This is a genomic window from Flavobacteriales bacterium (assembly GCA_019694795.1).
Taxonomy (GTDB): domain Bacteria; phylum Bacteroidota; class Bacteroidia; order Flavobacteriales_D; family UBA2798; genus UBA2798.
This window is the reverse complement of sequence record JAIBBF010000001.1, coordinates 97,722-120,207: the sequence shown is the minus strand read 5'-3', so window position 1 is coordinate 120,207 and position 22,486 is coordinate 97,722. Positions and strand designations below refer to the sequence as shown.

General features: G+C 39.0%; 22 protein-coding genes. 4 read left to right on the top strand and 18 right to left on the bottom strand.

The genetic code is table 11. The annotated features are described in order from the left end of the window. Window positions 1-2: 2 nt before the first annotated feature. The gene (locus K1X56_00455; GenBank protein ID MBX7093163.1) at window positions 3-1,535 is read left to right on the top strand and encodes an oligosaccharide flippase family protein; all 1,533 of its coding nucleotides are present in this window, start codon (window positions 3-5) and stop codon (window positions 1,533-1,535) included. On the opposite strand, the gene K1X56_00450 is transcribed toward K1X56_00455, so the two are convergent. From K1X56_00450 to K1X56_00435, 4 genes are read right to left on the bottom strand one after another with little or no spacing between them, the layout of a single operon-like run. After that, complete coding sequence (locus K1X56_00450) at window positions 1,519-4,740, bottom strand: M1 family metallopeptidase (protein MBX7093162.1); 3,222 nt, start codon at window positions 4,738-4,740, stop codon at window positions 1,519-1,521. The genes K1X56_00455 and K1X56_00450 overlap by 17 nt on opposite strands. 46 nt (window positions 4,741-4,786) lie before the next feature. Further along, complete coding sequence (locus K1X56_00445) at window positions 4,787-5,710, bottom strand: YihY/virulence factor BrkB family protein (GenBank protein MBX7093161.1); 924 nt, start codon at window positions 5,708-5,710, stop codon at window positions 4,787-4,789. Further along, complete coding sequence (nadC, locus tag K1X56_00440) at window positions 5,704-6,537, bottom strand: carboxylating nicotinate-nucleotide diphosphorylase (GenBank protein ID MBX7093160.1); 834 nt, start codon at window positions 6,535-6,537, stop codon at window positions 5,704-5,706. The genes K1X56_00445 and nadC overlap by 7 nt, the downstream gene beginning before the upstream one ends. Window positions 6,538-6,570: 33 nt before the next feature. Then, window positions 6,571-6,954, bottom strand: coding sequence for a DUF4783 domain-containing protein (locus tag K1X56_00435; GenBank protein ID MBX7093159.1), 384 nt, complete (start codon window positions 6,952-6,954; stop codon window positions 6,571-6,573). Between the two features lie 104 nt (window positions 6,955-7,058). Here K1X56_00435 and rlmH point away from each other — a divergent pair, with 104 nt between their 5' ends. Continuing rightward, window positions 7,059-7,532: a 23S rRNA (pseudouridine(1915)-N(3))-methyltransferase RlmH gene (gene rlmH, locus K1X56_00430; protein ID MBX7093158.1), complete on the top strand. Its 474-nt coding sequence runs from the start codon at window positions 7,059-7,061 to the stop codon at window positions 7,530-7,532. Beyond that, window positions 7,529-8,902 (top strand): hypothetical protein, encoded by a 1,374-nt coding sequence (locus tag K1X56_00425; GenBank protein MBX7093157.1) that lies wholly within the window; start codon window positions 7,529-7,531, stop codon window positions 8,900-8,902. The genes rlmH and K1X56_00425 overlap by 4 nt, the downstream gene beginning before the upstream one ends. Here K1X56_00425 and K1X56_00420 read toward each other — a convergent pair. From K1X56_00420 to K1X56_00360, 13 genes are read right to left on the bottom strand one after another with little or no spacing between them, the layout of a single operon-like run. Next, window positions 8,874-10,073, bottom strand: a complete 1,200-nt coding sequence (locus tag K1X56_00420; GenBank protein ID MBX7093156.1) for a glycosyltransferase — start codon at window positions 10,071-10,073, stop codon at window positions 8,874-8,876. The genes K1X56_00425 and K1X56_00420 overlap by 29 nt on opposite strands. Further along, window positions 10,070-10,975, bottom strand: coding sequence for a glycosyltransferase family 2 protein (locus K1X56_00415; GenBank protein ID MBX7093155.1), 906 nt, complete (start codon window positions 10,973-10,975; stop codon window positions 10,070-10,072). Before K1X56_00415 ends, K1X56_00420 begins: the two co-directional genes overlap by 4 nt. Continuing rightward, complete coding sequence (locus K1X56_00410) at window positions 10,968-11,960, bottom strand: glycosyltransferase (protein ID MBX7093154.1); 993 nt, start codon at window positions 11,958-11,960, stop codon at window positions 10,968-10,970. The genes K1X56_00415 and K1X56_00410 overlap by 8 nt, the downstream gene beginning before the upstream one ends. Continuing rightward, complete coding sequence (locus K1X56_00405; GenBank protein MBX7093153.1) at window positions 11,957-12,910, bottom strand: glycosyltransferase; 954 nt, start codon at window positions 12,908-12,910, stop codon at window positions 11,957-11,959. The genes K1X56_00410 and K1X56_00405 overlap by 4 nt, the downstream gene beginning before the upstream one ends. Continuing rightward, window positions 12,889-13,602, bottom strand: coding sequence for a hypothetical protein (locus K1X56_00400; GenBank protein ID MBX7093152.1), 714 nt, complete (start codon window positions 13,600-13,602; stop codon window positions 12,889-12,891). The genes K1X56_00405 and K1X56_00400 overlap by 22 nt, the downstream gene beginning before the upstream one ends. Continuing rightward, a complete protein-coding gene (locus K1X56_00395; GenBank protein ID MBX7093151.1) occupies window positions 13,602-14,405 on the bottom strand; it encodes a hypothetical protein in 804 nt (267 codons plus the stop codon). Before K1X56_00395 ends, K1X56_00400 begins: the two co-directional genes overlap by 1 nt. Further along, a complete protein-coding gene (locus K1X56_00390) occupies window positions 14,402-15,577 on the bottom strand; it encodes a glycosyltransferase (GenBank protein MBX7093150.1) in 1,176 nt (391 codons plus the stop codon). Before K1X56_00390 ends, K1X56_00395 begins: the two co-directional genes overlap by 4 nt. Beyond that, window positions 15,574-16,350, bottom strand: coding sequence for a TylF/MycF family methyltransferase (locus tag K1X56_00385; protein MBX7093149.1), 777 nt, complete (start codon window positions 16,348-16,350; stop codon window positions 15,574-15,576). The genes K1X56_00390 and K1X56_00385 overlap by 4 nt, the downstream gene beginning before the upstream one ends. Beyond that, complete coding sequence (locus tag K1X56_00380; GenBank protein ID MBX7093148.1) at window positions 16,347-17,237, bottom strand: NAD-dependent epimerase/dehydratase family protein; 891 nt, start codon at window positions 17,235-17,237, stop codon at window positions 16,347-16,349. The genes K1X56_00385 and K1X56_00380 overlap by 4 nt, the downstream gene beginning before the upstream one ends. Continuing rightward, a complete protein-coding gene (locus K1X56_00375) occupies window positions 17,238-17,948 on the bottom strand; it encodes a class I SAM-dependent methyltransferase (protein ID MBX7093147.1) in 711 nt (236 codons plus the stop codon). Next, the gene (locus tag K1X56_00370) at window positions 17,945-19,135 is read right to left on the bottom strand and encodes an ABC transporter ATP-binding protein (GenBank protein ID MBX7093146.1); all 1,191 of its coding nucleotides are present in this window, start codon (window positions 19,133-19,135) and stop codon (window positions 17,945-17,947) included. The genes K1X56_00375 and K1X56_00370 overlap by 4 nt, the downstream gene beginning before the upstream one ends. After that, the gene (locus K1X56_00365) at window positions 19,132-19,959 is read right to left on the bottom strand and encodes an ABC transporter permease (protein ID MBX7093145.1); all 828 of its coding nucleotides are present in this window, start codon (window positions 19,957-19,959) and stop codon (window positions 19,132-19,134) included. Before K1X56_00365 ends, K1X56_00370 begins: the two co-directional genes overlap by 4 nt. Continuing rightward, entirely contained in the window at window positions 19,947-20,813 is an 867-nt protein-coding gene (locus K1X56_00360) for a sulfotransferase domain-containing protein (GenBank protein ID MBX7093144.1), read from the bottom strand. Before K1X56_00360 ends, K1X56_00365 begins: the two co-directional genes overlap by 13 nt. Before the next feature lie 124 nt (window positions 20,814-20,937). Here K1X56_00360 and rdgB point away from each other — a divergent pair, with 124 nt between their 5' ends. Further along, window positions 20,938-21,510 carry an RdgB/HAM1 family non-canonical purine NTP pyrophosphatase gene (gene rdgB, locus K1X56_00355; GenBank protein MBX7093143.1) on the top strand — a complete coding sequence of 191 codons (573 nt, stop codon included), beginning with the start codon at window positions 20,938-20,940 and terminating at the stop codon, window positions 21,508-21,510. Here rdgB and K1X56_00350 read toward each other — a convergent pair. Beyond that, window positions 21,499-22,473, bottom strand: coding sequence for a D-alanine--D-alanine ligase (locus tag K1X56_00350; GenBank protein MBX7093142.1), 975 nt, complete (start codon window positions 22,471-22,473; stop codon window positions 21,499-21,501). The genes rdgB and K1X56_00350 overlap by 12 nt on opposite strands. Window positions 22,474-22,486: the final 13 nt, after the last annotated feature.

The window sequence follows — 22,486 nt, the reverse complement described above, 5'->3', positions numbered from 1 at the left end:
TTATGGGTATAGTTGCCAGACAAGGAATTTTTAGTGCGGTTAATCTTTTAATCGGCTTTAGCATTGGTGCTTTCACCAATCTGGTGATTGTTCCGTTTATGTTCTCCGATGAAATTTCGAAGGAAAAATTCGGATTGCTGCAATTGATTGTTGCCTGGGCGGTGGTCTTTTCTCAATTTTTAAATTTTGGCGCCATCAACATTGCCGTTCGCTTTATGCCTCGTTTCAGGGCAGAAAACCGGCGGGAAGAATTGCATTATTACACCTGGTTGTTTCCTTTTATTGGGATGTTTATTCTGGCGCTGTTCTTAGGTATTGGCGGATATTGGTTCATGGGAATCATTGTGAAAGAACCTGTGATGGATGTCGGATTTCTGGTGATCATTTTGTTTTTGCACACTGTATTTATGACCTATTTCCGCTCGCTCAACGGAATTGCCATTGCTGATTTTAAAAATACCCTTGGATCGTTTTTTAATGAGGTCTTTATCCGCATCATTCTCATTCTTGGTTTTGCATTGTATTACCTCGGTAAAATCGATTTTGTTGCTTTGTTCTGGTATTCGGTTTTAGCTTATGCTTTGCAGTTTTTTGTAATGCTATTTACAATTGGCGGATTCCGGTTATTCAAGATTAAAAAACCTGCCGATAAAAAAGAGCGCAATGAATTGCTATCCTTCGGTGCCTATTCGGTGCTCGATAGCGGAGCCAATATTTTTATCAATAAGATTGATGTCATAATGATCGGTGCCATAATCGGTTCTGCGGATATTTTATATTATCAACTGGCCTTTTTTATGGCCACTGTTATTTCATTGCCGGGAAGGTCGCTGGTTAATGTTTCATTGGCAGTGGTCAATGAATCGGTACACCGGAACGATTGGGATAATATCCGGAAGTTATATCGTTCCAATTCCCTGCACCAAACACTGGTGGGCGGAATCATTTTTATTTTAATCTGGATCAATATCGATACAATGCTGGCCTTGTTGCCGGAACCTTTTCGTGTAGCTAAATATCCTTTTTTGTTTTTAGGAATTTCGAAATTGTTTGATTTGTTTACTTCCATAAATGGCGTGATATTATCTGCAACGCCTTACTACCGGTATAATTTTTATTATAATGTAATCTTACTTTCCCTTGCAGTCCTTACAAATTTAATATTGCTTCCCGTTATGGGTATCACCGGTGCTGCGATTGCTACTGCTTTTTGTATTTTAATTTATAATGTTTTAAAAGCTGAATTTTTATACCGGAAATTCAACATTGCTCCTTTTCATAAAAGCAATATTGCAATGCTGATTTGTTTACTGGTTCCCTTTGGGATTGGATATTATCTTCCGGAAATAATGCATTATTCCAATGATGCAGCAATGGCCGAAAAATTAAAAGCCGTTTTTTTTAATGTAGCTTATCGTTCCAGCATCATTGCGCTTGTTTTTGCGTTGCTGGTCTGGTTTTCCGGTGTTTCTCCGGAGATTCGTTTTTTAGGCGCGAAACTTGCTCGTAAAGCTGGAATCAGAAAGAACGACTGATTCCCATTACCCAACGAAACTGAAAATAATTATTGTCGCTAGCCGGAATTGCATTTAGGAATAAGGGCATGTCGAAACGAATAACCAGTGGTTCTACCATTTCGAGCGGACCAAATTTCTTAATATGCAATGCACTTCCGATTCCCGCATCTGCGCGAAGTGTTGTAGCTTTTATTTCTTTTCCGTCGATGTTTTTACTCATTACACCTGCATCGCCAAACAGATAAATATCTAAACCAAAATACCGGCTCAATTTGCGGGGTTTCCATTTTACGATATCTCGGAGATCCAGTTCGGCTGAAATACTCGCCCCGCTGTTGCCGGCATAGTAATAAGAAATATTGCCGATGCTGTCTTGTTCCGGACATAAATACCCTGCATAACCGCGCAGATTTAATCCGCCACCGGCCTGAAAGTGATTGGTGCTTGCTCCATATGAACCGGCCCAATCATTCGGAACAATACCAATGGAACGGGTGTATTTGCTGTCCATTAATTTTTCCGGATTGGCACCTGCCATGTATAGGGCACTTTCCCGTGGTAAATCTGTTCCTGTTCCGTATTGCGCAAAAATTCGTGTACTTAAGGTTGTTCTCCAGATTTTAGTGCGGTGAATAGAGGTCATGGATAATTGCGCATAGGAGTAATCGCTTCCTAATGCGGAGCTGCGCAAATTAAAATTCACAAATCCATTTCCATTTTTGTAATTGTATTTTTTATCCAGACCAACATTCAATGTGTTATTGAATTTATCCGCCAACCATTGGTCAGGATAAAGCAGATAGTTTCTGTCGGCTGTATCTTTTCTGTACATCAGTTTTGCACTGGCGTACATTCTGACTTTCTCACTTTCGCTCCATTTTTCAATTCCTGTTTCTACCGATTTTAATCCGTCGAGAATTTTTCCGCCAAATAGGAAATTCGCTTTTCCCAATTTTTTATTTAATCCGGTTTTGTAATTCAAACGAACCGAAATGGGATCGAAATAATTATTTATGCCATCGTTCGACTGAACCCAATTGGGCAGATTGTGCATGAATCCGGTATTGATCCAAAGATTGAGATCGAAAATATGTTTGTAGTTCATGTAATTTCCATTCACGTGAACCCCGGCTTTAATTCCGTCGTAACCGTTGTACCATAAATCGGGACGAGCAAACACCTGGTAATTGTGAGGATCCGGTGTATTATAAATGCGGGAGTCGAACTCATACTTCACCGGCAATTTTAAACGGTTGTTCAATTGATCAATATCAGCCAGACGATTGCTGGGATCAATGATGATGTCTTTAATTCCTGCAGGTAAAATGACTACCGCTTCATAGCTTTCGTTGAGTTTGCCCCAACCGGTCCATTTGGGTAATACGGTGGCCTCTGTTTGTTTTACAAACCAGGTATTCGGGATGTGAAAGGAATAGGTAGAATCATTTTCACCAATAACAACAAAATCAATCGGCATTTGCATTTCACCTTTGCGTTCGAAGGTGATTTTATATTGATTTTTTTCCTCTCCAAAACGTGCATGTTTTACGGAGTAATCGATCGACTTTTTGGTTTCGAACCACTGATCGAAAAACCAATTGAGGTCGACTTTTGTATACTGAATAATGCTATTTCTAAAATCTTCAATGTAAGGGTGAGCAATTTTCCATTGATCAAAATAATGTTTCATCGCTTTTAAAAACAATTCATCGCCTAATACATATTGAAGATTATACAACATGGTAGCTGTTTTGTAATACACATGACGATAACCTCCGCCATGTCCCAATGCGCTTTCGAAATCATCGGAATGGGTATTTAAAAATGCATCTTCTCCTTTTACAGCATCGCGTAGGTATCCTCCGTAAACGGAAGTTTCGCGTACCAAATCGTAATGTTTGAATTTATTGCTGTAGGAATTTCTCGGACGAGTTTTAATGATGGTATCCCCGTCAATATGTTCAAGTGCCCATGCGGTGAGAAATTGTGTGAATCCTTCATCTAATGCAGCACGGTAAGTTTCATTGTTTCCTACCTGACCAAAAAACCAGTTGTGGCCTACTTCATGAGCTAGGAGTCCGCGATAATCGGGTTCAAATCCTCCGTCTAATGTCAACATCGGATATTCCATTCCGTCGCGTGCATCTGCAACTACCATTTTGTGATAAACATACATTCCGAAATCGGTGGAATAGGTTTCAATGATCTTTGCGGTGTATTCTGCAGCATTTTGCCATTTCCATGCATGGTGTTCCTGCGCTACCGAAATACAGGTAATACCATTCCAGCTGGCTTCTCCAATACGATAGGTTGGATCTGCAGTAAATGCAAAGTCGTGGACATTTTCTGCATGAAACTTCCAGGTTTTACGTTTTGTAGAATCGTAAGGAATAATTTCTGAAATGGCAGATTCCGGAATGGGTTTAGTAAAATTTTTAATATCGAGTTTTGCTCTTAATTCTGCAGGTAAAACTTCATTTCGGTTAATGAGATTTCCGGTGGCCTCTACAATGTAGTTCGAAGAAAATTCCAGTTCCACATCAAAACATCCGTAATCGCCATAAAATTCTTTGCCGAGGTGTTGGTAGGTGTCCCAACCAAATTTCCGGTCGTACACACTGATACGCGGGTACCAGTGAACACCATCATAGTGATTGTAACCATTCGTCTTAAATTGTTTGAATCTTCTTCCAACTCCGCCCTCATTATCGAAATAGGTTTTAAAACGAATGTGAAATTCAACGCTGGTTCCGCTTTTGATCGGTTTTTCGAGATATACTTTTAAAATGGTATTGTCTTGTTCCGTTTTCAGGACGTGTCCCGCGCTGATTACTTCACTGACTTCCGTTCCTAATCCGAGTTTTTCATAAGGACCATAATTCGGGTAGCTATTATTCGCGTGATTGAGTTTGTCGAAATAAGATCCGGGTTGAAATGCTTCCTGGTACAGGTGGAAATAAACAAAAGGCAAATCATCGGGCGAGTTGTTGGTATAAATCAAAGTCAGATCACCATCAATGATATCCGTTTGCTCATTGATTTTTGCTTTGATAATATAATGTACATCCTGTTGCCAGTAACCTTCAAATGGAATACGGTTTTTCCAGTACTGTGGATTATCGTTGGCACGATAGGTATTCGGAGGAAATAATGGATCGTACACCTGTGCTTTGATTGGAATAATCAGTATGGAAAGTACCAGGAGAATAAATATTCGTTTCATAAGCAAAAAGTAAGAGAATATGCAATTTAGGTTTAATGAATCAATGTTACAATTTTTCAGTGTTTCGTTTCATTTTCTTCACATGGTGAATGGAAAGATTGAGTTCGAAACCAATGATCAACAGATAAAATAAGTAATAGAAAAACAACATGAATCCAAGGAATGCGCCAAGTGGACCATACAGCTTATCGAACTTGGCAATATCCGTCAGGTACATTGAGAATCCTTTCTGAAAAAGAATAATCAGCAATGTGGCCATAGTGGTTCCTGCTGTAAAATATTTCCATTTCTCGCGTTCGGTATGGCCAATGTTATACAGCATGCTGATAACACTGTAATACAGAAAAAAGAGAATTACATTTTTGAGAATAGTCATAACGGTCCACGAAAAGGTACTATCCATAAAATGTTTTCTGCTCAGGTAATCAATCAGCATTTGTCCGAATCCGGAAATCAGTGTCAGCAAAATAGCAAAAACCATAAAAGCGAAAAGCAATAAGAGCGACCACAATATTTGCTTATGAAATTTTCGTTTTACATCCAGGTGATAGGAGGATGAAAATGCTTCGAGTAAGGCATTAATTCCGGAGGAGGCCAGATAGATGGTAACTGCAAATCCGATGGATAACAAAAAGGTTCGTTTGTAGGTAATCAAATCCACCAGTGCATCATCGAAAAAGGCATATACTTCCGATGGAAAAAATGAGCGGATGTAGGTAAGAATATCTTCCTGAAAATGATCAATCGGTACAAATGGAATGAGGGAAAAAATACAAATGATCAGTGGAAATGCTGCCATTAAAAAGCGATAAGTTACCGATGCTGCGCGGGTGGCAACATTGGCACTGCTTAATCCCTGCACAAAAAATTTTCCTACATCAAAAAGATTTTGTCCTTCAAAGCCCGGCAACACAATGCGTGAGGTCAGATCCTTAATATATGCCTTAATATGTTGAAATTTCTTTAACATGCCTTAAGGCTAAGATCAAGCGATTTCACGGAGTGCGTTAAACATCCCATTGAAATAAAATCTACACCGGTTTCTGCATAACTGCGAACATTTTCGGGTGTAATTCCTCCGGATGCTTCCGTTTCGAATTTTTTGTTGACCATTTTCACTCCCTCCACTAAATCCTCCATTGCGTAATTATCAAACATCACCCGGTGCATGCCTCCGTGTTGAATGGCTTCTTCCAGTTCTTTTAAGTTGCGGGTTTCAATTTCTATTTTCAGGTTTTTACCTGTTTTTGCCAGATAATCCACCGCTGCATTCAGTGCCGCAGTAATTCCACCGGCATAGTCAACATGATTATCCTTGATTAGAATCATATCATATAATCCGATGCGATGATTTACACCGCCGCCAATGCGCACAGCTTCTTTTTCCAGTGAGCGAAGTAAAGGAGTCGTTTTTCTGGTGTCGAGCACCTGGCAAGAAGTGCCTTCCAGTTTTTTTACAATGGAGTGAGTAATGGTTGCAATGCCACTCATGCGTTGCATGATGTTAAGCACCAATCGCTCGGCGAGTAGAATGGAGTGTACACTTCCTTCCACAAAAAAGGCGACATCTCCTTTACGGATCATGTCGCCATCGTTTAATAGTGCGTTTATTTTCAGTTGTGAATCGACCTGTTTAAACACTTCAAGCGCTACCCGCATTCCGGCAAGGATTCCATCTTCCTTTACCAGTAATTTGGCTTTGCTTTGGGTCCCCTTTACGATGCAAGCCAGCGAAGTGTGATCTCCGTCTCCTGCGTCCTCAATAAGGGCTTGTTGAATCAGATTGTTAAGTTCCATAGGGCAAAACTAATCATTTGCCCTTAAAACACCTTATGCAGGTTCTATACGGAACTGGTTGATCTGATAAACATCACCCACTTTTTTCAGGTTGATGTGTACCCGGAATTTACCATTGGCTGTTTCGAGATCCCCAATTCGGTACTCTATACCTAATTTAGAGGTTCCGGAATGAGCAATGGTGAAGTTTTTCGGAGGGTTCTTGTCGAAGAATTTTTTCAAAATCTGCTCCGCTTGTGCACGACTGTAAATATCGTCCACTTCCTCAACTGCAAGGTCAATGTTATCAGCGAAATGCTTAGCCAGCTCCTTCACATTGGCGGTTTTGATGTAACCGGCCACCTGATCGGTGATGTCTGCCTGAGCGAAAAGTCCCGTAGCTATCAGCATAAGGAACGATACAAAGAGAGTTCTCATGGTATTCATTTTTGTTTCCTGATGATAGGGTTGCAAAATCAATGCCAAAGTCAGCACAACCCTTCACCAACAAATTTATACTTTTAGGAATTCTTACGAAAAAGATGAAGATAAAGTTAATAACAATGGGACTTTCCGACGATGGTTATCTGGCTGAGGGACTTGCGGATTACGAAAAGCGACTCCGCCGGTACTGCAGTTATGAGCGCCTGGAAATACCCAACGTGAAAAACGCGGCCGCTTTAAGTAAGGAGGAGTTGAAAATCAAGGAGGGACAGCTTTTTATGGGGAAAATGAGTGAGGGTGACCAGGTTGTATTGCTCGATGAAAAAGGGAAAATGTATGGCTCAACCGAGTTTTCTGAATTTTTGCAGGTACGTATGAATGGAGGAACGAAGCAGTTGGTATTTTTAATTGGAGGAGCATACGGCTTCTCGGATGAACTTCATCAAAGGGCACAGTTTAAACTATCTTTATCGAAAATGACCCTGACGCATCAAATGGTGCGGTTATTTTTTACTGAACAATTGTACCGGGCGCATACGATTTTAAAGGGAGAAAAATACCATCACGAGTGAAAGAAGAAGTTAAAAATCTCGGATATCTCGAAGGACTGGACCCCGTTGAATTGGTGGCTTACCCAACCATTTTGATTCTTATTTTGATTTGGGCATGGAGGAAAAGTAAACAACGTTCACCCATGGAACCCGATTACAAGTATTTTTTCATTGGTGTTTTAGCTAAAATATTAGGAGCTTCTGCTTTTTGCGCTGTATATACCTATTACTATAAAGGAGGAGATACTATAGCCTATTATGAATCGGCAAGGGCATATGTGAATTTATTGTTTGAGGATCCGACTTCATTCTGGACGGCTTATACGCATGGTGCCGTAGAGGAAAATATGTATTTGTTTAAATCCACAACGGGATATCCCTGGGGATATATGTTTATGGATCCGAAAACCAATTTATTGATTAGAGTTATTACTCCATTTGTATTGTTGGGAATGAACGGTTATTTGTTGTCCTCCATTTTCTTTAGTCTGGCTTGTTTTACAGGGACCTGGAAATTATACCGGTTGTTTTGTAATTATTATCCGGACTACAGAAAATATTTAGCCATTACCATTTTATTATTTCCCTCTGCTGTATTCTGGGGTAGTGGAATGCTGAAGGATACACTCACTTTTTCATCCGTATGTTGGCTGGTGGTTGGCTTTGAATCTTTTTTTATCCGGAAAAAACGAAGCATCAGCAATATATTAATTCTTGTATTTTCCTTTTTGTTGCTATTACTGATTAAGCCCTATTTTATTATTGCGGTAATTCCGGGATGTATCATCTGGAATTTTTACGATCGGATTTTAAAAATTAAAAACAAGTTGATAAGAGTTTCTGCCATTCCGTTTATTTTGGTTTTCTCATCGGTGCTTGGATATGTGATTCTTGTTAATGCCATTGGTTTTTCCATTGATAGTTTATTGGAAGAAGCTGTAGTTAAACAAGCGGACTTAAAACGTGAAGAATACAATGGGAATTCCTTCGACATAGGAACGTATGAACCAACACTTCAGGGCGCTTCTACAGTTGCAGTTCCTGCCATGGTAGCCGGTTTGTTTCGTCCCTTTATCTGGGAAGCAAAAAATGTAGTGATGATTTTCTCTGGGATGGAAAACTTTTTTGTGTTGGTATTATTAATACTGGTGTTGTTTAGAGTGCGAGTTATAGGATTTTTTTCCCTCGTTTTTCGTCACCCAATCGTGATGTTTTGTTTGTTTTACACACTGATATTTTCATTGATTGTTGGACTGTCAACCTCCAATTTCGGTGCGTTGGTTCGCTTTAAAATCGCCTTTCTTCCTTTTTTTACTTCAGCTTTATTAATCATGTTTTTCGAAGCCTCCCGTAAAAAATCAGCTAGTCGTATATTGCGCGATAAACATTAAGGGAATTCTCAAAATTTCGGTGTTGAATGGCTAATTGCTGAATTCTGGAACGTAAAGTTTCCGGGTTTTCATCGTCCAGCAATTTTTTCATTTCACGTGCCGCTTTTCGAAGTGCAGAATCGGTGAATTCACGAAGTATAACACCAGCATTTTCATGATGGATTATGGACGAATCGTCGGAAATGTTTTCTGTTATTACAACCGGTAAACCGAGCGACCAGTATTCACCATCTTTAATGGGACTGCAAAAGCGTTTGCTAGGGACAGGTTTAACCGGAGTAATAGCGAAATCTGCGGTCATCATATAATCGGGAACTTCCCGGTGAGGAACAAATTTCAATTGAATAAACTCAGTTGGAATGGCAAAATGCATGCAACGTTCATGAATTTCTTCTATGGTATGCGCACTTAAAAACAATACACGGAAATTTTCACCAAATACTTCGATGGACTGTTTAATAAAACGAAAAACTTCTTCATCGAGATATATCCCCCCCAACTTCCCGGCATAAACCATTACCGTTTTATTTTCTAGCAGTAATTCCCTTCGGAGCGAATCTCTTTTTTGAAGATTAAAAGAAAATAAATTGCGATCAACACATGCCGGTTTTACATAAAAATTTGCATGCGTTTTGCCATATTTTTTTTCGGCATAGTCCTTCATGCTCTCCGTGCAACAGATGAGGTGCTGTGCCTGCTTGTATTGTTGCTTTTCATAGCGGAATAAAAGCCGGAAGGCCATGGAATTTGGTTTCCAGCTGCCATTTTCCACCATCGCTTCAGCATGAGGTTCGAAACTATCGATGATAAGAGGTTTTCCTGTTTTTTTTGAAAGTAAGTAAGCAATCATTCCGGCGGGAGTACACCAGGCGTGAATAACACCAACTGCATTAGTGCGAATTGTTTTTTTTAGCAATGTTAGATAGCTGAGCCATTTTAAGGCTGCCTTTCCTCCAAAAGGAATATAGGGTAGTTGCAGGATTTCAATACCTGGTTCAAGTTGCGTTAATGGATGGTGAGTGCCGTTTTTTTCAAGGCATACCAAAATGATTTTTCTGGAATCTCCAATCAGGCTTCGGATTTGACGAAGATAGGGAAGGGTATAGGTTTGAATGAGCGCATCGTTCAATGACCAATAGGTAATGACCATGATGTTCCCCTGATATTTCATGACCTAAATTTATTTTTAAGTTGACTAATCATTTTTTGACCAACAATAATTTTTGGAAATAAAATCAATAATTTTTTTGACGGTCCAAGTAAGAGAAAGGACTTGAAAAAATAACGAATGGCCTGGGCTTTTTTATGATCGAGGTAGGAATGAATCGCGAGAAAATAAAATGTATTTCCTTTTAATTGTTTTTTTTCTCTTTTTGAAAATGAAAAGTGCTGAATAAGAAAAGCAGTTGCCAATTCACGTTTTTGTATGATGTCCGTATGAAACCGCATGCTCCGGTTCGGATGTTCATTCATTCTTACCGTTGATTTTTTACTCAGAAATAAATTTTTTGTCCATAGGTTGCTGAAAAGGAACATCCAATCTTCCATAGCCGAATAGGTGCGGTCTTCCGGAAAAGGAATATAAGAAGGATTCGATTTTTTTACACAAACGTTGGACGCGAATGGATTTCCTCTTAACAACACAGAATAATCATGAAATCCCTCCTCAATATTATCGATAGGTGCTTTGATACTTTTTCCGTTTTCAAAAAATTCATAATTGGTAGCCAGCAATAAAACCTCGGGATGCTGTTCGCTTAATTCATTAAGATGAGATAAATGTCCGGGTAAAAACTCATCATCAGAATCCAGGAAAACAACATACTCACCTTTCGCATGATCGAAGCCGTTATTCCTGGCTTTTCCTCTCTCCCCATTGCTTTGAAAAATATATTTGATGCGCTTATCTCTTTCTGAGAGTTCATTAACCATTGTTTGAGTTTGATCTGTACTTCCATCATCAATCACCAAAAGTTCGAAGTCGGAAAAATCCTGTTTCAATACCGATTCGATGGCACTTTTTAAAAATGTCGAGCGATTATAACTTGGTATGACCACAGAAAATTTAGGCATTTACGTTTTTTATTTTTCTGAACAGGATTAATAAAGTTCCGGGAATATATTGTTTGCGCCGGTACCATTTTATGAATTGCTTTTTAAAGACATCAGGAAATAGCGTTTTAATAAGTTCTGCTATGCGTTGGTTTTCTTTACGATTGCAATATAGATAAGTGTAATGGAATTGGATCTCTAAATGGTAGAAGATGATTTTGGAAATCTCTTCCGAAGTAAATTCACTGGAAAAGCGGTAATATAATTTCTCTTTTTCTAAATAACCCATACGAATGAGTGTCGTTACCATTGCATGATCAGGGGCAATGCTTTGAATAACTTTAGAGAAAACCTGTTGCCAGTCTTTCGCAAATTTTAAGTGTAAATTAGTTTTGCTGTTATCGTGAATCCTGTATTTCGACAATATTTCCGGTAAACTTAAAACCTGTCTTTGTATTGCAGCACGAACCAATAATTCAAAATCCATCCCGAAGTGAAGTGATTCATCCAAGGGACCATACTGATCGATCAGTTTTCTGCTAAATGCCGATCCCGGTTGTGGAAATGGAATATAAGCGAGACAACGCAAATGGTGGTCAGATTTAAGTTCACCAATTTCCAGCTCCTTCCTTTTGGCTCCGAACAACAATGATTTCCCATGCACCAGTAAAGCATCCGGATGTTGTTTAAAGGCTTCTTCGATTTTTTTTAATGCTCCGGGAAGTAGTATATCATCGCTGTTGATCCACATAATGATATCTCCTTTTGCTTTTTCAATGCCTTTATTGATGGCATGGGATTGTCCGCGATCTTTTTCGCTGCACCAAAAGGAAAAATGAGTTTCATATTTTTTTATGATGTCAATCGAATGATCCTTACTGCCTCCGTCAATAACCATATACTCAAAATCCACTCCCTCCTGGTGTATCACCGAAAGAATGGTCTCCTCCAGGTAATTCCCCTGATTATAAGAAGGAGTAATGATGGTTATGAATGGATTTCTCATGGTTTATCGACGAATTGGACATGTCCCTTATGCCAGGCTTGTTCATAGGCGAATTCATACCTTATTCGCTTAAATTGAAAGGGGTATTTCATCCACAACTGGATTCGCCTTTTCCAAAAGTAAAGCAATCCCGCTTTTTTGCCGGCAGTTAAATCAGGATAAAATTCTGCTTGTCCTTTATAAAAGGAATAAGCAATGGATTGATTAAGCTGGATAATATAACTGAGTGAACAGCGTTTTTCGGGAATAAGGTGAATGAGGGATAAATCCGGAGCCGTGTCCACCGTAAAGCCTACCTGAAGGGTGGTCCAGATCATTTGAGCATCTTCCCCGCTGCTGAGTGACTCCGCTTTTCTTCCGGTTAAACTGATTTTTCCATGAATAAAGTTTGCTGCAAAAACATTAAATACTTTTTTGCGAATGGAAATTCCTGATCCCGGAGGATAAAAATTTTCCCAAACAGCATTACCCGATAAATAAGTTGAAAATTCCCGGTATTGAAACGCTTTTTTAAAGTACTTCTTAATGTATTCATCGCCTCCACCCGTAAATTCCACATCAATCTTTCCTGCACCTATTATTCCGGCTTGAGGATGTTCATTATAATGTCTGATGAGATGTTGAACATAATTTTCATTCAGTACATTATCATCATCCACAAACAAAATGAAATCATTTGTAGTATGATTTACTCCAGCTATTCTTGCATAACTCAATCCTGCCCTTGGCTCATGAACGATTTTCCAGCCGTTTGTATTTAATGAGGATTTTAAATTCGTGTCTGCCAAAAATTGATTGGATGAATTGTTATCAACGATAATTTTTTCGATACTTATTCCTTCCAGTTTTTGATTTTGAATGGAATTTATAACCCGCAGCAATGGCTGTATGGATGGATTGTAGGTACATATAATAACAGAAATCCGATTCATTTGAATATGTCCTTCCATTTCATTTTTATTTTTTGAAACAATCCATGATTCAAATGATGCGCATGAGCAATCCGAATGGCATTCCATTCACCAGTGGATTTTAAGGAATTCCAGCACCAGGGACGAACATTGTAGATTTTATTATCCAGAATTTTAAATGATATCCCTTTTTCTTTTAACTGTGAAAAGATGGATAAATTAAAATGTACCTGATCACAAAAATGTCCCGGTTTCATTCTGGATTCATCTTCAAGTTCAACCACCTTGAACCATGCCTGAAGAATGGAATTACTTTCCTCATTTTTTTTATACAAAACCAAGCCTGTGTTGATATCGGTCGATTCCTGAGCGATAAAAACAGGAGGCTGACTTTTCCAATCGCACAAATTGTCGAATGCAAATGCAAAGGTTTCCTTGGCGGAAAATAATTCACGGATATCCTTACGGATTTCAGTGTCGGCATCAAGAAATAAGGTGGTGTCAAACGGTGAGTCCATCATCCATTTTACTTTTGCTTTTAACGGATGGATCTTTTCGTTTTTTAATATGAAATGATCGAATTGCTTCTTTACTGAATAAGGAAGTTCTGTATTTGTGATAAGACATGCCTGAACTCCAGGGGAATGTTTTCGGAGTGAGGCTAAAGAATGCAAACACTCTTCCAGTATCACACTGTTGTTGTTAACGATATACAGTACCCCTTGTTGCATTAAATGCGATTAGATATGATGCCTATGTTGTGTTTTTTTTCGTGTTGACCAATCCATCCGTTCAGACTTAAAATGGCACATTGTCCCTTTTTTGCCATTCCATTTTTTTTCATGTCCTTAAAAATGGAAATAAATACATCGGTCATTTCCCCACCTAAATCATCCCAAAAAATGACAAATTCTTTTGGGTCAATTACCTGGTATTTCTTCATCATTAAATACTCGGTCCAAATCGCTTCCGGCGTATGAAGTGCATCGGATAATAGAATATTATATTTTCTTCCTTCAAGCGATTTCCAGGTGGAATCTTCCAACACGCTTCCGCATATGTAAGAAAATTCGTTATTTCCAACTCTCGCGTTGGTGATTTGATTTTTTTGCTGAACAGTGGCAGGATCAAGTTTTTCAAGAACCGCAGAGGGTATTTCCTCAATATCTAATCCTGTGATCTGAGCACCTTTTAAGTGTTGCATGATTTGCACCATGTTTTTACCTACACTAACACCAATCTCCAGGTAATTTACCTGATTGGTTTCCCGGCAGAATTTGCAGATGAGGTCCGTATAGGTGATTTCATCATTGATGGGTAAATCGATCAGATTTCCATCCGATGTAAAATAATGATCCGGAATTCCATATTTATACTTAGCCTTCTGCATATCGTTTTCCCTGATGAAGGAAGACTGAGCATTAAGGAAATTCAAATTGGCAGTATGAATGGACTCCAAACCATTCGACCATTGACCGATGTCTGTTTTGTAATGCAGGGCATTCAATCTGTTTTTTATTTTTCTGGCAATCATGGTAGCTGAAATAATTGGGCAATACGTTCTGAAAATCGTTGCTGGTTTAACCTGTAATCCTCTGCTATTATTTCCGGTGTTTGTTCGAAATATTTTCGTAGTTGACTTGCTAAATCATCGGCGTCTTTCGATTTGAAAAAAGCACAATTGGTTTGAATCTGTTCAATATGCAAGGGGATATCGGAACAAAGAATAAACTTGTTCATGGCCTTACATTCTTCTACGGAAGTATTCCAGCCTTCGAATAAGCTTGGTTGCAAAACAAAAGAAGATGATTTATAAAGTACAATTTGTTCTTCCTTGGATAGAAAACCTGTAAAACAGCATTTCGATTCCAACTTATATTCTTTTATTTTATCCGAAAGTTCGCTGAATATTTTTTTGTTGCGTTCGGATGAGGTGTGACCAGTAAATACAATAAATGGACATTCACCTTTCAGGTTTAATCGATGCATGGCTTCAATAACCAATGCATGATTTTTATGGGGCCAGAATTGATTGGGAACAAGAATGAAATCGGACTTAATATTAAATTTTTCCCAAACTTGATTTCTCATTTCATTCCCAAGCGGATTTGAATAGTTTTCATCGAATACCACAAACGGAAGCACAAAGGTGGAGCATTGATGATCAGGAAAAAATTTCCGAAGGTCGTTCAGGCTGTCTTCTGAACTTAATACGAGTAAATGGTTTTTGTTATCGGTAATTTTCCTGAAATTATGATCAAAGTTCATTCTGGTTTCTTCTGAAAAATACTCGGGGAAATATTTTTCCTGAAAATCGGGCTTCCAGAATATTTTTCCAGGAATATTTTCAACTTCTGGTCTGCTTGGACAAGGATAAATGATATCGATATGTTTTGCAGGAAAGTGGCGGTCCACAAAAGGCAATAAATTTTTTCTGATAACAGTCCTCGATATTTTATTAATAAATCGCTTTACTGGATTTCGGTAAACATCGCGTGCATGGAAAAAATGAAATCCCTTGCCTTTTAAATCTGCAAGATCATTTTCAGTAATGAGTCCTCCATATACAATAGTGATTTCGGGTCGAATATCTTCAGGTAATAAAAAAATCCCTTTAATAAAATTTTTAAGATAAAGCATTGCTGCATATTGTGCTCTATCCTGCATTTCGAAGTTTATGGCGATATGTTTTTTCTTCCTGCTCATGGTTTCATCATCAATGCTTGTCCTGTAGGCAGTGGAAGTATTTCGACCTTCATTTTAGCTGCAAATTGATCCATGGCTTTTTTTTGTTCCTCGTGCAACATAAAACCGTAATCGTCGAGTACAATAAATGCTCCGGAAGATAATTTTGGCCAGAAAAATTCCAAAGCGGCAATTTCAGGGAGTGTCACATTCATGTCGAGCGACAAATACGCTACTTTTTCGCCTTTAAACTGGTCTAGTGTTTCTGGGACACTTCCTTTAATTAAAACAGCGGGAAGTCCCTCAAATGTTTTTTGTACCTTCTCGTAAATGTTTTTATAATCGTAATTCTGAATTCCTTTTTTTCGTTCTTCAGCACTGATTTGCGCATCTACTAATCCTTCCCATGTATCAAACAGATAAAATCTTTTTGTGGAACTTGTTAAATGGGTGTAATCAATAATAGCTCTTGAATAAGCGCCGGTATTTACTCCACATTCTACAAAATCGCCTTCAATACGCATGGCTTGTTCTGCAATCCAGCAATTGATCATTACTCTCCATTCCGATTTAAATCCGGGCCAGGGTTGGGTGGATTTTGCCAGTGCATAGGCTTGTTTAAATCGGGCTTGTTCTAAAAAAGCAGTATTGTTGCAGGTGATAACGCCGTCCGATATATAGCGAACAGGACCCGTCAATTCATCGGTGATAAGCGTTGAGTGAAACTCAATTTTTTTATAGTTGCGAAAGAACCATAAAACTCGAACCCGGAATTTTCTCAATGCTTTAATCATGATTCCTCCGTTTTTTGTAACCAATCATAATAAAGCTGCATTCCGTCTTTTAAATTATAGGAAGGAACAAATCCGATCGCTCTTAATTTCGAAATGTCCGCCCGCCAGTTTTCAGGATCTATCCCGCGGCTTTCACCACCAAACTGTATAACGGGATGGGAGGGGAATAATGACTCAAAGTGCGATGCGACTTCCCGAATTGATGTTTCTGTTCCACTGGCAATATTGTAAATAGAGGACGAAAAATCTCCTTTTTGCATGATGAGATGCAGTGCAGTGATGAAATCATGAATGAAAATAAAATCCCTGCTCTCGTGACCTGTGCCGTATAGTGTAATTGATTTTTGTGTCTTAGATTTTAAATAAATATCGTAGAACAATAATTTTTTTTGGGGCGGACCATAAACGGAAAAGGGACGAAGGATAATGCTTGGAATTTGAAAGGCGGAATGGTAGTGGCGGACTAATTCTTCACTTTCTAATTTGTGTTTTCCATAATTCGAAATCGGATGGGTTGGAGATGATTCCTCTATAGGTAAACGTTCGGGATTTCCGTAGACCGCCGCGCTGGAAATATGTATAAGCTTAATTTTTTGGCCTGACTGAACAATTGCTTTTAATAATTCCTCCAGTTCAGTAACATTTTTTTTCCGGTCGTATTCCGGCTCTGTTTTTGATCGCAACACATTCGCCGATCCTGCTGCGAACAAGATGAAATCGGGATTAACCTTTTTTATTTCGTTATAAAAGAAATCGCTGTTTATCGTTTGTTCACTCTCCTGGATATCGACTCCGAAACAGGAATAATAGGGAGATAACAAATGCATGGCATTGCTGCCAATAAATCCGGAACTGCCGAAGATGAGTATGGAAGATTTGTTTCCCATTTATTTTTTGCAAATAAACCAACGTCCATACGAAATATCATCGTGCCAGCTTGAGTTAAGCATTTGGACTTCGCGGAAATGTTTTTTAAATCGTTCCATCCACCATTCGTCGGAATTATTATGAAAGGTTTGAATGGTTGTGGAGGTATTCAGCCAGCCTTCATTTTTTCCTGATTTCGAAGTTGGAATCATGTGCATTGAAGCAATGGATGTAACGCGTGATGCTTCTGCTATAAATTTTTCAATTCCGTTCGCCGTAAAATGTTCTAGTGATCCGATGGAGTAGGAATAGTTGAAGGAATTGTCGGCATACGACATGGCAGTTGCATCGGTAATCAGCAAATGTTCTTTCGGTATACCTCGATCCACTGCTTTCTGAATGAGTAAATCGGAAATGTCACAACCGTGTACTTCAAGATCGGTATTGCCTTTCAGCCATTCGATGGTTACACCCGATCCGCAGGCGATGTCGAGGACTTTCCCTTTTCCGCTGGCCAGCAAATACTGAATCTCGATCCAAGTTGTTTCTGCTCCCCAGGTCTCGAGAATTTTAGTGTATTCCGGATCGAAATACATATCGAGTTGTTGCTGATCGTTTTCATTTTTAGGATAACGAACAATTTTTTTTGGTCCACCAATTCCCGCCTTATTCGCGATTTTAATGAATACCGGTGGGACCAGCATTTTTAAGTAGTATAATGTTTGTTTCATTGTTCAGTGCAATTCCAGTGACTTTCTATATTTAAATACCCCCGTTCAATTCCTGGATGAAAAGGAAATTCACCTTTTTCATCGCTAATGGTAAAATGACAAGTGTTTTCCACCAAATCTAAATTGTGACTCCCCGGTAAACTAATGGCGAATCCGAAATAATAATTTCCGGGTAATAATATTCCTTTTGGAAGCTGGAGGATTAATTCCAATCCATTTTTTATGTTTAATTCCTTAACGGATTTGTATTCCGAAAATAAACGGGTTCCGTTCGCAGCAAATAATGCATAACCAATAATTGCAGAAGGAACAATTTCTTCCTGGAATTTAATCCGCACAGTTACCGACTCATGCCATTCAAACCGATTTGTATCTAATGCAATGGATTGAAATGAAAATTCATTCCGGGCTTTGGTGCACAGATAATTATTATCATCACCCGAGTGAAATATTTCATTTAAATATTCGGATAGAATGGTAGGTGTAACATCGAAATTTTTTAGTTGACCATTTTGTAAGTAAATGGATTTGGAACAAAGTTGTTCAACGGAGGTTAGATGGTGACTAACAAACAATATGGTCCTGCCACTTTTGCTCACTTCATCCATTTTTCCCAGACATTTCTTCTGAAATTCTGCATCGCCAACGGCAAGGACTTCATCAATAACAAGAATTTCGTTTTCAAGAAAAGCGGCTACAGCAAATGCCAGTCGCAATTGCATACCGGAGCTATAATGCTTTAATGGGGTATCAAGAAATTTTTCAACGCCGGAAAAATCCACTATAGCATCAAAATTCCGGTCAATCTCCTGTTTTTTCATTCCGAGAATGGAACCGTTGAAATAAATATTTTCTCTTCCGCTTAATTCGGGATGAAAACCCGTTCCCACTTCCAGTAAGGATGCCATTCTTCCACGGCATTTAATTTTTCCGCTGCTGGGTGGAGTAATGCGTGATAAAATTTTTAATAATGTTGATTTTCCTGCACCGTTTTTTCCGACTATTCCAATCGTATCACCCGGAAAAACATCAAAATGAATATCCTTGAGTGCGAAAAATTCTTCCGTCGTACTCTTGTTGCTGCGGAATAATTCCGTAAAAGAATCACGTAGGCTTAAATAAGACCTGGACTCATGCCGTATCCGAAATTTTTTGCTGATATGTTGTATTTCGAGAATAGGCTTCATGCGATGTCGGCAAAATAAGATTCCATTTTTCGAAATACGATTAAGCCCGCCATTAGTAAAATCAGGTTGAAAGCGATGCTTATTCCAATTAATTCCGCCTGTATCGCTGAGCCTTCCAGATGCATCCGGAATAATTGCACAGGAGCATACATGGGATTAAGTGCAAAAAGATAAGAACTGATTCCACAGCTGCTGCAAATCGGATAAAAAACCGGTGTAACAAACATCATGGTTTGTATCAGAAAGGGGAGAATGTATCTGAAGTCGCGGTATTTTACATTCAGCGCTGCAATTAAACTTCCACTACCCAATGCGGCTGTGGCGGTTAATATGAGTGCAGGCAACAGAAAAAGTAATCCGGTAAAATGAATGGGTGTTTGGTAATAGATTAAAACGACAATGTAAATTATCGTAGCAAAAAGAAAATCGAAAAGTGAAACAGCTACCGCGCTTAGGGGAATGATAAGGCGGGGGAAATAAATTTTTTTAATGATGTTGGCATTACTCACCATTCCTTGTCCCGCATTCGCCAATGCAGAAGAAAAAATATTCCACATGAGGAGTCCGCCCAACACAAATGTTCCGTAATCGATTCCGTTTAAATCCTGATTAAACCGGGCAGCTAAAACATAGCTGAAAACCATCATCAGGAGTAAGGGTTGTAAAATAACCCAGGCGATGCCTAACAGTGTTTGTTTGTAGCGGATTTTAATATCTCTCCAAATGAAAAAATACAACAGCTCGCGGTTGCGCAAGAGTTCCTTCGCTCCAAAACTGAATTTAGAAACGGGAACAATTTCGTATTCCTTATTCAGTTCAGCCATTGCGAAAAAGTTTGTCCGCTTAATTGTTCCAGGCGTTTTATGTTTTCCTGAAAATAAAGCTGTAGTTCGTGCCGACTGACCTCGTCGATTTTGTCGTATGTTTTTCCGGATTTGTTAGAGTCTCTTATTTTTTTACCAATTGCACTTCGAACACGGGTAGGAAATATTTTTTCTCCGATTTTACGTACGATGCTTTCTTCTACTAGTAAATTCCGGATCATTTTTGAATAAGTCTGCGAACGCGCTATCCGTGTTTCGTTGTGAATGGTTCGTACCCGTGGATAAAAATCTTTCTCAACGCCAATCCATTCAAAAATTGAACGGCAATAGGGGAGAGGGTCGGCAGAAAAAAGATGGAAATCGAGAATGCGGATTTGTTCTTTAGGGAAAAAACGCAGGATTTTTTCAAGCTGAAGATCGTATTGCGAATATTCAACAATTGCTTCCATCTGCCAATCTTCTACTTCAATTCGTTTTTCACCTTTTAAGTATTGAACCAAATCTGAAAATTCAAAATTCACCCGCTGATATAATTTTTCCATCTGGTAACTGGAATAAGCGCGGCTAACAGGTTCACGCAGCAGCAAAATGAGTTTGCATTCGGAATTCGATTTGGCTAATCGTTCCAATCCCGTTTCAGAAGTATATAAGTTGGCATGTTTTGCAATCAGCTGGCGATCGGTATAAACGGCTGTGCCAAAATAAGAGCGAACGGCATCCGGGTAGGGTTGTTCATATTCGGAATCGGAATAGAAATATGAAAATTCATTGGCATTGTGTGCTAATAATTCAGGATGTTCTCCCAAATAACGCAACAATGAAGTGGTGCCTGCTTTTTGCGCACCCACAATCATCAAACTTATTTTTTTGTTCGACCCCAATCAACAGCAGTGTTTGTTTCTCAAAATGAGAGGAATCAAAGATAAAGAATTGGCGACTTTAATTGGCCAACTTGTGTAACTTTACCAACAAGTTTTTATGAAGATCTTATTAGCTACACAAAACCGCAATAAGGTAAAGGAAATTGCCGAATTGCTTGACGAAAGGTTCCAATTGCTGGATTTAAACGACTTTCCGGTAAACGAAGATTTACCTGAAACGGGTGATACCTTTGCCGCGAATGCATTGCAGAAGGCGCGTTATGTCTTTGACAAATTCGGAATTCCCACCATTGCCGACGATTCGGGAATTGAAGCGGATGCCTTGAATGGTGCTCCGGGGATTTATTCGGCTCGTTATGCTGGCGAAGAAAAAGATCCGGAAAAAAATATGAATAAATTATTGAACGAAATGGCTGTTCACTCCAATAAAACAGCCCGTTTTCGTTGTGCCATGGCTTTTATTTCTGAGCAGGGTGAATATGTTTTTGAAGGCGAAATAGAAGGAAAAATCATTCCCGAACGAAGAGGGAATGGCGGATTTGGTTATGATCCGGTTTTTATTCCCGAGGGTTATGATTTGACCTTTTCTGAACTTTCTTCCGAGGTGAAAAATAAAATCAGTCACCGTGCAATTGCCATGCAAAAGCTGGTGAATTTCTTAACGCATTAATGCATCCTCAATCATTGCTCCGAATAAATCACGAAGTGCAATTCCGGAGTGACGAGCCTGTTGTGGAATGATACTGGCATCGGATAAACCGGGTACGGTGTTGACTTCAATCAAAAAGGGTTCACCGTTTTGGATGATGTAATCAACGCGCGACAATCCTTTTAATGCAAGAAAATGATACACTTTTTTAGTGGTGTTCCGAATGAGTTCCGTTAATTCTTCACTGATTCGTGCAGGTGTAATTTCCTGAGAAAGTCCTTTGTATTTCGCATCAAAATCGAAGAATTCGTTTTCAGAAACAATTTCTGTAGGGTAAAGCACAGTTGTTTTTCCACCCAGGTGATAAATACCGCATGTCACTTCGGTGCCGTTAACGAATGATTCTATGACGGCTTCAGTTCCATGCTCAAGCGCAGTTTGAATGGCAGATTCAATTTCCTCTTTCGATTTCACTTTCGTAACTCCAAAACTCGATCCTCCGTCGCTGGGTTTAATAAACATCGGGAGTCCGATTTCATTCGCAATTTCATTGGTATTTACGGAACTTTCCCGCGTGATTCGGATGGATTTTGCACAGCGGATTCCCAGTTGTTGTAAATAGGTATTGCAGGCATATTTGTTAAAGGTCAACGCCAATGGCAGCACACCTGAGGTGGTGTATTTCATTCCGATCATATCGAAATAAGCCTGAAGTTTTCCGTCTTCACCCGGGGTGCCGTGGATAACAACAAAGGCGAGATCGAATTTTATTTTTTCACCCTGGCGGGTGACACTGAAATCGTTTTTGTCAACCGGTATAACCTGCTCATTGAAATGGGCATTCCATCCCTTTTCGTCAATGACAATTTTTACCGTATTGTATTTTTCCGAATCAATATGTTTTAAAACCGTTTCACCGCTTTTCATCGAAATCTGTGCTTCATGTGAGTATCCCCCCATTAAAACGGCAATGTTCTTTTTCATGTGATTTTTTTTT